The sequence below is a fragment of the Cellvibrio sp. genome (assembly GCF_053579595.1).
On sequence record NZ_JBRFPI010000134.1, the window covers coordinates 1 to 10,545 of the forward strand.

Annotated in this window: 11 protein-coding genes and 1 pseudogene; 7 read left to right on the top strand and 5 right to left on the bottom strand. The window is 48.4% G+C overall.

Annotation, left to right across the window (positions count from 1 at the left end):
* Positions 1-261 (top strand): annotated as a pseudogene (locus ACWA6V_RS10095) (amidohydrolase family protein); the annotation flags it as partial.
* Positions 262-359: 98 nt separating this feature from the next.
* On the opposite strand, the gene argS reads toward ACWA6V_RS10095, so the two are convergent.
* Positions 360-2,099, bottom strand: a complete 1,740-nt coding sequence (argS, locus tag ACWA6V_RS10100) for an arginine--tRNA ligase (protein ID WP_449522369.1) — start codon at positions 2,097-2,099, stop codon at positions 360-362.
* A gap of 191 nt (positions 2,100-2,290) precedes the next feature.
* Between argS and ACWA6V_RS10105 the strand changes: the two genes are divergently transcribed.
* Together ACWA6V_RS10105 and ACWA6V_RS10110 are read left to right on the top strand one after the other, a co-directional pair.
* Positions 2,291-3,070, top strand: coding sequence for an enoyl-CoA hydratase (locus ACWA6V_RS10105; protein ID WP_449522370.1), 780 nt, complete (start codon positions 2,291-2,293; stop codon positions 3,068-3,070).
* A gap of 28 nt (positions 3,071-3,098) precedes the next feature.
* The gene (locus ACWA6V_RS10110; RefSeq protein WP_449522371.1) at positions 3,099-3,911 is read left to right on the top strand and encodes an SDR family oxidoreductase; all 813 of its coding nucleotides are present in this window, start codon (positions 3,099-3,101) and stop codon (positions 3,909-3,911) included.
* 19 nt (positions 3,912-3,930) lie between these two features.
* Here the strand turns inward: ACWA6V_RS10110 and ACWA6V_RS10115 are convergent, their stop codons facing one another.
* Positions 3,931-4,212 carry a hypothetical protein gene (locus tag ACWA6V_RS10115; RefSeq protein WP_449522372.1) on the bottom strand — a complete coding sequence of 94 codons (282 nt, stop codon included), beginning with the start codon at positions 4,210-4,212 and terminating at the stop codon, positions 3,931-3,933.
* A 12-nt stretch (positions 4,213-4,224) separates the two neighbouring features.
* Positions 4,225-5,031, bottom strand: a complete 807-nt coding sequence (locus ACWA6V_RS10120) for a glutaminyl-peptide cyclotransferase (RefSeq protein ID WP_449522373.1) — start codon at positions 5,029-5,031, stop codon at positions 4,225-4,227.
* 33 nt (positions 5,032-5,064) lie between these two features.
* Here ACWA6V_RS10120 and ACWA6V_RS10125 point away from each other — a divergent pair, with 33 nt between their 5' ends.
* Positions 5,065-5,721: a DUF502 domain-containing protein gene (locus ACWA6V_RS10125; RefSeq protein ID WP_449522374.1), complete on the top strand. Its 657-nt coding sequence runs from the start codon at positions 5,065-5,067 to the stop codon at positions 5,719-5,721.
* Positions 5,722-5,756: 35 nt separating this feature from the next.
* Here the strand turns inward: ACWA6V_RS10125 and ACWA6V_RS10130 are convergent, their stop codons facing one another.
* On the bottom strand, positions 5,757-6,203 hold the full coding sequence (locus tag ACWA6V_RS10130; RefSeq protein ID WP_449522375.1) for a late competence development ComFB family protein: 447 nt from the start codon (positions 6,201-6,203) through the stop codon (positions 5,757-5,759).
* Positions 6,204-6,373: 170 nt separating this feature from the next.
* Here ACWA6V_RS10130 and ACWA6V_RS10135 point away from each other — a divergent pair, with 170 nt between their 5' ends.
* Genes ACWA6V_RS10135 through ACWA6V_RS10145 form a run of 3 tightly spaced genes read left to right on the top strand, consistent with a single transcriptional unit; the run spans position 6,374 to position 8,893 of the window.
* Complete coding sequence (locus ACWA6V_RS10135) at positions 6,374-7,075, top strand: LiaI-LiaF-like domain-containing protein (protein ID WP_449522376.1); 702 nt, start codon at positions 6,374-6,376, stop codon at positions 7,073-7,075.
* Between the two features lie 11 nt (positions 7,076-7,086).
* Positions 7,087-8,166, top strand: a complete 1,080-nt coding sequence (locus ACWA6V_RS10140) for a sensor histidine kinase (RefSeq protein ID WP_449522377.1) — start codon at positions 7,087-7,089, stop codon at positions 8,164-8,166.
* A complete protein-coding gene (locus ACWA6V_RS10145) occupies positions 8,159-8,893 on the top strand; it encodes a LytR/AlgR family response regulator transcription factor (protein ID WP_449522378.1) in 735 nt (244 codons plus the stop codon). Before ACWA6V_RS10140 ends, ACWA6V_RS10145 begins: the two co-directional genes overlap by 8 nt.
* On the opposite strand, the gene mnmC is transcribed toward ACWA6V_RS10145, so the two are convergent.
* Positions 8,890-10,545: bifunctional tRNA (5-methylaminomethyl-2-thiouridine)(34)-methyltransferase MnmD/FAD-dependent 5-carboxymethylaminomethyl-2-thiouridine(34) oxidoreductase MnmC (mnmC, locus tag ACWA6V_RS10150; protein WP_449522379.1), on the bottom strand; the 1,656-nt coding region annotated here is incomplete at its 5' end. The two genes, ACWA6V_RS10145 and mnmC, sit on opposite strands and share 4 nt — an antisense overlap.

The window sequence follows — 10,545 nt, forward strand, 5'->3', positions numbered from 1 at the left end:
CTGCCAGCTGAATACTTTGACTTACAAAAAGAATATGGTGGTGTTGCAGCAGGTATGAATGCTGACCTGATCCTACTCAATAAAAATCCCTTCGAAGATATTCGTAATACGCAGAGTATAGAGGCGGTAATATTTAATGGGAATTTATACGATCGTAACAAACTCGACGAAATATCAGATATGGTTGAGAGTAGGGCAAAGAGCTGGAGCATTGCTTGTAAAATATTATGGGAATTTATTAAAAATCCGGCTGGTTATTAGATTGGTTTGGCGCTTCAGTGGCTTGCCTTCATTCTGGCATGCATAAAAAAGCCCGGCGGTTATGCCGGGCTTTTGGCAACACTTTTGTATTGCAATATTTACATCTTTTCCATCACCTCAATCCCCAACAACTCCAATCCCTGCTCAATCGTTTTCGCCACCAAGTGACACAAACGCAAACGGCTATCGCGCACGTCAGCTTCTATACCATCTTTCAAAATCGGGCAGGCTTCGTAGAAGGTCATGTATAAGCTGGCGATTTCGTACAAATAAGTGCAGAGCAAGTGCGGCATGGCTTCGCGGGCGACTTGATCCAACACTTCACTGAATTGCAGCAATTTAATTGCCAGGGTTTTTTCCTGCTCTGTGCCAATAATAATCGCATTGGTGAGTGATTCAGGAGTAACTCCGGCTTTGCGGAATATACTTTGTACACGAGTGAATGCGTATTGCAGATAAGGTGCGGTGTTGCCTTCAAAGCTGAGCATGGATTCCCAGCTGAATATGTAATCGTTAGTGCGGGTTTTGCACAGGTCGGCGTATTTCACTGAGCCAATGCCCACCTTGCGTGAAATTTCCGCGATTTCATCGGCAGACAAATCGGGATTTTTTTCACTTACCAATGCGCTTGCGCGTTCAACGGCTTCGGTTAATAACTCGGCGAGTTTAACGGTGCCGCCGGTGCGGGTTTTGAACGGTTTTCCATCGCTGCCCATCATGGTGCCGAACGCCAAGTGCTCAAGACTTACAGATTCATCCACAAACTTTGCTTTGCGTGAAAGTGTAAATACTTGTTGCATATGCAGCGATTGGCGCGCATCAATAAAATACATAATGCGATTGGCTTTCAGTGTGTTCACTCGATAGCGCAGTGCAGCCAAGTCGGTAGTGGCATATAAAAATCCGCCGCCTTGTTTTTGGATAATCATCGGCGATGGATTGCCTTCTTTATCGGCGAGTTCTTGCAGGAATACCACTTGAGCGCCGTCACTTTCAACAGCGAGGCCTTGGTCTTGCAATTCTTTTACTACGGGCGCGAGATCGTTGTTGTAAAAACTTTCGCCGCGCACATCAGTGTCTTTCAGTGTGACGTTGAGCTGTTGGTAAATCTCGGTGCTGTGGTGCAGGGAAATGGTTTTGAATTGTTCCCAGAGTTTTAACATTTGCGCATCGCCGGATTGCAAACGCACTACATATTCGCGCGCTTTATTGGCAAAGGCTTCGTCGTCATCAAAATGTTTTTTGGCTTGCTGGTAAAACACTTCCAAATCTTTGAGTGCCATAGCTTCATCGCCTTTGGCTCCCAATTGTTCTTCCAGCTCGGCGATCAGCATACCGAATTGTGTGCCCCAGTCGCCCACGTGGTTTTGGCGAATGACATTGTGCCCCTGAAATTCCAGCAGGCGGGCGAGGGAGTCACCGATGATGGTGGAACGCAAATGGCCGACATGCATTTCTTTGGCGAGGTTGGGGCCGGAATAGTCGATTACCACATTTTGTGGTGCGGCTACTTGTTCAACCTGCAGGCGCGCATCGCTCTGCGCTTTGGCGATCTGCTCACCCAGCCATTCGGGGTTGAGGTCGATGTTGATAAAACCGGGGCCGGCGATTTCTACTTTTTCAGCGATTCCGGCCAGATCCAGTGCGGCGACAATTTTGGCGGCCAGTTCTCGCGGGTTAGTACCCATGGCTTTGGCGGCGCCCATCGCGCAGTTGGCTTGGTAATCGCCAAAACCGGCTTTTTTACCGGGGGCAATCAGGGCGGGCAGGGCGGCGGGTACGCCCACTGTTGCCATGGCATTGAGGACTTTTTGGTTCAGTAATTCACGGATATTCATAGGGTAAATTCGGTCGCTGCAGCTAAATACGGAAGGTGGCGAATTGTACCCGCCGAGGGTGGGTGATGCCATCTTTTATAGGCTTGTGACTGTTCACCAGCGCAGGCTGGATGAGTTTGTCTATACTCATACGACTCTTGAATCCAACCCTGTATCTGCACTTTCCACTTCTATCCAAGAAGGATCCGATAATGATAACTAGCCCGATTCCCCAGATTCTTGCCCAGCTCGATAGCCGTGTCCTGACACTGAGTTTTAATCGCCCCGAGCGCAAAAATGCCCTGACGCTCGCCATGTATGGCGCGCTAGCCGATTTGATTAAAGCGGCTGATGCGGATAACGAGGTGCGCGTTTTAGTATTGACCGGCACCGACGAATTTTTTACCAGCGGCAACGACCTGATGGATTTTATGAATGAACCGGAAATTCATGATAACCATCCGGTAGTGCGTTTTATGGAGGCTTTGCGCCACTGTGGTAAACCGGTAGTTGCTGTCGTGCGCGGCCATGCCGTGGGCATTGGTACCACCATGCTCTTGCATTGCGATCTGGTTTACGCCGCTGATGATGCGCGTATGCAGTTGCCTTTTGTGAATTTGGGATTGTGCCCGGAATACGCGAGTAGCTATATGGTGCCGCGGTTGGTGGGGCAACAAAAGGCAGCGGAATTATTTTTACTGGGCGAACCCTTCTCTGGTGCCGATGCAGCTGCATTAGGATTAGTGACCAAAGCCGTTCCCTGGGATGAATTGACGGAATATTCGCGTGCGAAAATTGCGCGCCTCGCCTCGCAGCCGCCAGGTGCTGTGCGGCGCACCAAAGCCCTGCTGCGCGCGGCAACCAATGTTGCGGTGGATGCATCCTTAAGTACTGAATATGCCGGGTTTGCTGCAGGCTTGGCATCCGACGAATGCAAAGAATCTGTCACCGCATTTTTTGAAAAACGCGCACCGGATTTTTCACGTTTTTAATCTTGGTAAAACAGCTGGGAAAAATATTATGAGCACGCCCTTTGATTTTAAAAATAAAAATGTCCTTGTTGTTGGTGGTACCAGCGGTATTAATCGCGGTATTGCGGAAACTTTTGCTAAAGCCGGTGCGCGGGTTGCAGTGGTGAGCCGCGCTCAGGAAAAAGTTGACGATACTATTCAATCGCTAAAAGCCTGTGGCGCTGTTGTTGGGCGCGGATTTGCAGCCGATGTACGCGAAGCCGAAGCGATAAAAAATGGCATTGCAGAAATCGCAGCCGCGTGGGGGAAATTGGATGTCGTGGTGTCAGGTGCTGCGGGAAATTTCCCCGCGCTGGCGATGGGCATGTCGCCTAACGGTTTTCGCTCGGTCATCGAAATTGATTTGCTCGGTACCTTTCATGTGATGCAGGCGGTGTATCCGTATCTGCAAAAACCGGGTGCATCCATTATCAATATCTCGGCGCCGCAAGCGGAAATTCCCATGGCAGGGCAGAGCCATGTGTGTGCAGCTAAAGCAGGTGTCGATATGATTACCCGCACCCTGTGTTTGGAGTGGGGAGCTGAAGGTGTGCGTATCAATTCAATTATTCCTGGCCCGATTGATAACACTGAAGGTATGAAACGTTTGGCTCCTACTGAAGGTTTGCGTGCAGCGGTAAAAAAATCTGTGCCTTTACAGCGCATGGGTTCAACGGATGATATTGCTAATGCCTGTTTATTTTTGGCATCGGATTTTGCCACTTATATCACCGGTGCTGTCATTCCTGTGGATGGTGGCTGGGCGCAGGGTGGGGCGGCATTGGTGGGGGCTGGGTTGGCGGAGATGCTGAAAGCGAAATAAACTTTGTTGTATTGATCGGCTAAAAATCAATATCTACTCCATCTTTATCTTTAAATAATCGAAATATTCCACGAGCTAGTATGAAAGGGATTTCAATTAACAATTCAATAATATCCAGCCAAACAGAATTATCGTCTCTTTGCCCCTGTCTTTTGCTTGGCCATATTGAGTAGGCGGCAAGATAGCAGGCAATTGCTATCACAAGATAAGTCCAACTGAATGTGTCTATGCAAATATAAATGGTCAATGAAATGGCAACAATAAACAGAATTATCGCAATAATTTCCCTGATGATGTTCATCCTGATATACCTTTAAGATTGACTTGGTTTTAATTTCACTAAAAACATTTTTGGCCAGTTTTTTCCTGTAATCCAAAATGCCTGCCGTTTTTCATCCCAGGCGATGCCATTCAATACCTGTTCACTATTCGTGAGTTGCAGTTTTTGTTTTACAGCAGATAAATTCATTTCGCCGACTGCTTCGCCGGTTGTTGGATCAATTTTAACAATGCGATCCTGGTGCCAAATATTTGCCCAAATAAATCCTCCTGTAAATTCCAGTTCATTAAGTTGTGTAACGGCGTTGCCTTGGTCGATTATTTTTAGCGTTTTTGTAACGGAAAAATCATCTGCATTATGAAAATATAGTGTGTCGCTGCCATCGCTACGGATTAGTTGTTTGCCATCACTGGTTAAGCCCCATCCTTCGCCTTCGTAGCTAATACTTTTTTGATAATTAAGCGTGGTTTTGTCGTAGATCAGCAGGGTTTGCTCTTGCCAGGTGAGCAGGTAGAGTTTGTCGCCCAGCAGTGCCAAACCCTCGGCGAAATAGCGTGCAGGGACCGCTTGTTTTTTGGTAAAAGGTGCAGAGATTTTTGCCCAGGTTCCAGCAGGTTCTGCGATAGGGTAGGTGACCAGTAGCGATTGGTTGTAAAGGCCGCTGCTTTCATAAAAGTGATCGCCATCCACCAGCAACCCTTGCGTAAAAAGGGTTGGTTTGTGGGTGCGCTCTGTGAGCACCTCAAACGAAATCGGCGCGGCCGCATGGGCTGTCACAGGTAGCAGGTTCGCTATACAAAGCAGGCTGGTGCACAATAGTGCGGTAAGAAACTGGTTCACTTGGTAATCCATTGTTATTAAAAGGCTCCAATCATGAAGCGTTTGCGTTCATTTGTCAGCATCACCCTGATCGGTGGATTTATGGTAATCCTGCCGATCGCGATTTTTTTGTGGTTGGTGGAATGGCTGTTGGGTGTGGTGCGTTCGATCATCCAACCACTGAGCCATTGGCTGGTTCAGCAAACGGCATTTACCAACCACATGGCTGATGTATTGGGTGTTCTCTTGCTACTCTGCGCGTTTTTTCTGATCGGTTTGTTCATTAAAACCAGCGTGGGCGAGTGGGTGCATGATCAGTTGGATGAATGGCTGACACGCCTTGCCCCAGGTTACAAAACCATCCGCGAAGTGGTCTCACAATTATTGGGTGGCGAAGGCAATACCTCGCTGTTGAGAGGTGAAGTGTGCCGAGCCTATTTGATGGGGCGTGCAGCAGGGGTATCGGTAACCGCAATTGTCACGGCGAAACATGCAAATGGTGATTACACCGTTTATGTGCCGACCGCACCAATCCCTACGTCCGGATTTGTCTACCACTTGTCGGCCGAGTGTGTGGATTTATTGCCACATGTAAGTGTGGAAGAAGCGATGCGCACCGTGATTGCCTGTGGCAGCGGCTCACAGGTGATTTCAGAAATACCGGCGAACGCTGCTAAATTGGAATATACCAACAACGAAAAAGGCCATTAATTGGCCTTTTTCGTTTGGATACTGAATGTTGATGACTACTTTTTCTTGGGTGTTTTTGCTTTGGCTGGTGCCTTTCCGGGTTTGGATCCTTCGGTTTTTTCTGCTGTAACCGCTTTGCCTGCTCTGGCGGGTTTATCCCCCCGGGTGGAAATAAGCGAGACTTCAACGGGCGGTAGTTTAGGGCTTTCGCCGCGCTCCCGGCTCTCTACATAACTCAGTGCATCAGTCACCGCTTGGCTGACTTTGCGTTCGATCTCTACCATATCCTGCGGCGACATAAAAAAAGTCATATCCACATCGTGACGGATATAGCGCGGTGGCAGGCGGTTCAAGGCAACACAGGCCACATCGGCGAGGAAATCGCGGTCGCCCTGTTGAACGCGCTCGCTCTGGTCGTGTACTTCCTGTACTACCAGCCGCTCGTAATAGTTATGCAGAAAATCGACTTCATCGTCCAAAACATAGGCGCGGTTGGTCAGCATAGCGTTACCTCTCTTGGTGGAATGCTTTGGAGTATAGACAATTACCGTGAAAGCACACTGCGCGACGTTATTCACCGACTATTTTCGCCAGCCACCGACGAATGAGCGACAGCACCAATGGATTGCCCTAAGGTTGCAACATCCCCGTCATTACTCTAAAGGAGTTTATTATGGCTAACACAAACCCCCAGCAGCGCGTTGTCATTGGCGCTTTTATATTGATCATCGGCTTGCTTGCCTTAATCGATAAACTGAATATTTTTGAATCCCTGCATTTCTTCCAATTCTGGCCCACGGTATTTATTGCTGTCGGCATTTTGAAAATACTGCATTCCAAGGGGCGCTCCAGCATTTTTATCGGCGGCGGTCTGATTTTTGTTGGCGTGGTGCTGACGTTGAAACACCTCGGTCTTCTGAATGTCAACTTGTGGGACTGGTGGCCGGCGATATTGATCGCGGTCGGTGCTTACATCATGTTTAAAGATAAGGGGCAGGATAGGGCTGGTTCATTGGCTTTTGGGTCGGGTGAAGTGGGTTCATCAGATAATTCCTGCCTCGATATCAGTGTCGTGATGGGCGGCAATAAAACGGTGAGCAATGCGCAGGATTTTAAAGGCGGTGATATCACGGCGGTGATGGGCGGTGTTGAGTTGGATTTGCGCGGTGCGTCAATTCAAACGGACGCCGTGCTTAATCTATGGGCTACCTGGGGCGGCATTGTTATTAAAGTGCCCGAGGATTGGAGCATTGTTAATCGCGGCACTGCATTGATGGGTGCGATTGAAGATAAAACTGTGTCTCCCGCAGGCGCGAGCAAGCGTCTGATCATCACCGGCACCGCGATTATGGGCGGTGTAGAAATCAAAAATTAAAGCGCAGAATTATGCATCCCATTTTATCTCAGCCGCGCCGACTGCTTTGGTATGTTCTTGCATGGACTATTCCGGGCATTTTATTGGCCTGGGCATTAGTTATTGTGCATTCAGTTGCATGGAGTAGCGCGTTACTTTTTTCGCTACCGGCGGTGCACTTGTACGGATTTATCCTTACTTCATCTTACTATGTATGTCGTTCATTACCCATTCGCCAGCGCACTGTATTAAGTGTTGTCGCTGTGTTTGGCAGTGCCTCCTTGTTGTCTTCACTGCTGTGGGTGATCCTGTGTGTATTCTGGAGCCAAATAATTGGCGATGCTGTCGGGCATTCAGGCAGCGCGCTAATAGATCGCCAGTTGATAATTCTGTTGTTTGTCGTTGCTTTATTGTTGTATCTGGTGTCGCTGCTGGCACACGATGTTTTTATCGCCTTTGAAAATATCCGCAGCGCAGAGCGCCAACAAATTGCCAGCCAATTGCTCGCGCGCGATGCTGAGTTACAAATGCTGCGCAGCCAAATTAATCCCCATTTTTTATTCAATAGTCTCAACTCTATTAGTGCGCTTACATCTATTAATGCGAATGCGGCGCGCGACATGGCGATAGAGTTGGGTAGTTTTTATCGTAAAACATTAGCGATATCTGCGCGGCAAAAAATCAACCTTGGCGAAGAAATTGAACTCTGCAGATATTTTTTGGCGATTGAAAAAATCCGCTTCGGGGAAAAATTACACGTCAACTGGGAGGTTGATCCGGTAGCACTGACAGCGCAGGTGCCAGCTATGTTTTTGCAGCCATTGTTGGAGAATGCGATTAAACACGGCATATGTAATCTCAGCGATGGCGGTGTTGTTCAGATTAAAAGTGTTATAGAAAATAGTTGGTTGCATATTGCAATTAGCAATCCTGTGGAGCCGGAATCACCCAGTGTAATAGGTACCGCAACCGGGCTTAAAAATTTCAAGGCACGCATACACAGCCTTTATCAGGAAAAATCACGCATTAGCTGGTATAAAGCGCACAATAATTTTTATCTGGATATGATAATTCCTTTTGAGCCGGTTATGGCTGGGAGCCGCAATGATTAAAACTCTGCAGTTATTAATTGTGGATGATGAACCATTAGCGCGAGCATTGACGCGTGAATATTTGGCCAAACACAAAGATATCAATATCATCGGCGAAGCCACCAATGGCCTGGAAGCGGTCGACGCGATTAATAGGTTTACGCCAGATTTGGTTTTGCTGGACATCTTTATGCCCAAGCTCAACGGGTTGGAAGTGTTGGAGTTAACCGGACGCACTAGCGGTGTGATTTTCACTACGGCTTACGATCAATACGCACTGAAAGCATTTGATTTGCATGCAGTGGATTATTTGCTAAAACCTTTTTCGCAAGCGCGTTTTGATGAGGCGATTGCACGTGCACGCAAATTGTTGGATGCGGCGCCTGTCAATATCCCAGAGTTGCTTGCTGATACTAAACTGGAGCGTATTGTAGTGCGCGATCGTGGCCAGATTCATATTATCCCGCTGGCGGAAGTGGAGTACATAGAAGCGCAAGATGATTACATCAGTATTTACTGGAATGGAAAATCCATATTGAAAACCCAGAGCTTATCAGCATTAGAGGCGCAGCTTGATAGTCAGGAGTTTGTGCGCATCCATCGCTCGATTATTGTCAGGCTCAGTGCAGTGAAATGTTTGGAGCGTATCAGTAAGGACGCACAAGTGGCGGTGTTGCATAGCGGTGTCAAATTACCTGTTAGCCGAGCAGGTTACGAGCGACTAAAAGTGTTAGTGTTTCAGCCTTAGCGTTTGTTTTTGATCAGGTCGCGAATTAAAAAGCGCGCCGGATTCAGGGCATTTGCGAGCTCGCGCGGCAGCGGCAATACCTCCTGGTTAATATGCGCTGCAAGTAGTTCTGCGCACACTGGAGTGTAAGCAAGACCGCGTGAACCGTGGCCAATATTAATAAACAAACCCGGGTGGTAAGCCCCTGTTTTATAAATCGCAGCGCGCGCGTTTTTGCGCAGCGGTGCAAAGTCTTCCAACATGGTTTGTTCATTGGGAACAGCACCTACTAATGGTAGGTAATCGGGCAGGGTGCAGCGAAATGCAACGCGTCCGTGCAAATTTTCTACCGCTATCCCGTCCCACGCATCCAACAATTCCGGCAAAGGCGAACGCAAATTCTCCAGATTGGTGCGATGGTCTTCAGCGCGCAGCTCGCGCGTATCGTCTTTTAAATTAAAGGTCGCGCCTGTGCAATGTAGGCCATTTACAGCGGGGCCAATATAGCCCTCACTGCAGACGAGGGTTTTTAGCGTGCAGCTTGCGGCTGTTTGTGGAAGATAAGTAATTTGCCCGCGGATAGATTTAATTGGCAGGTGTTGTGTGAGCGCAAACGATTTTGCATCGGTAGCGTTGGCGATAATCACCACTGGTCCACGCAATTCAGGATTGCTATTGATTTGCCAATTATTGCCAACGTGTTCCAAGGCCAGCGCGGCGCAATCAGTGATCACCCGAATGGCGGGATGATCGGTTAAACTTTCACAGAGTTTGCGTGGATTAATCCAGCCAGCCTTGGGAAAGTGCAGTGCACTGTGGTTAAGCGTCACACCTGCAATAGCCGTCGCTTGTGCTGCATCTACAAATTCTACTAACTCATCAGCGGCGGAAAATTTTTCGCGCAGTTGTTCGTGCAATTGTTGTTCGGACGCGCAATGTGCCAGTTGTAATACACCGCATTGTTCACCTATCGCATTCCAGCGCGAACGATAAAATTGTTGCGCAAATTGCAGTGCATGCAGATTAAATTCTGCTTGTGCTTCATTTTTGGGAGATAGTTTTGCGTAGAGCACACCTTGCGGATTACCGGACGCCTCTTGCGCAAGTTCCGCGTGTCGCTCTATCAGGGTAATTGTCCAGCCGCGCTCCGCCAATGTGCGCGCGCTGGTACAGCCGGCCAAGCCACCGCCAATAATTAAGGCATGTTTCTCTGTTGGGGGCGTGGCAGCAACATCAATAGTCCAAGGTACTGGGTAGGGTGAATAACTGCGCGGTTGCACTGAGTCCTGGTCGTCAGCAACAGGCTCTCGTTCCATTCGGGCTTTTACCATCTCGCGCTTGCGTCCAAATCCAGGTACTTTTTGGATGTTAAATCCTGCGAACCTTAATCCTTGTTTAACAATCGCCGCCGCGCTAAAGGTTGCTGCTGTTGTGCCTGCGTGGCTAAGTTGGCTTATCGCTGTAAATAATTCATCGCTCCACATCTGTGGGTTTTTTGAAGGGGCAAACCCATCCAAAAACCAGGCATCGATTTTCGCGCAATAATTGGCAAAAGCGGGATGGGTCGTGGCGAGTAGTTGCGTAAAACCCGCAGCGGCGTCGTTGATAATCAGTGTGAGTTTGATGCGCCCATCCATAAAGCTCAAGCGATGAAATCCCGTGCCGACAAAAAC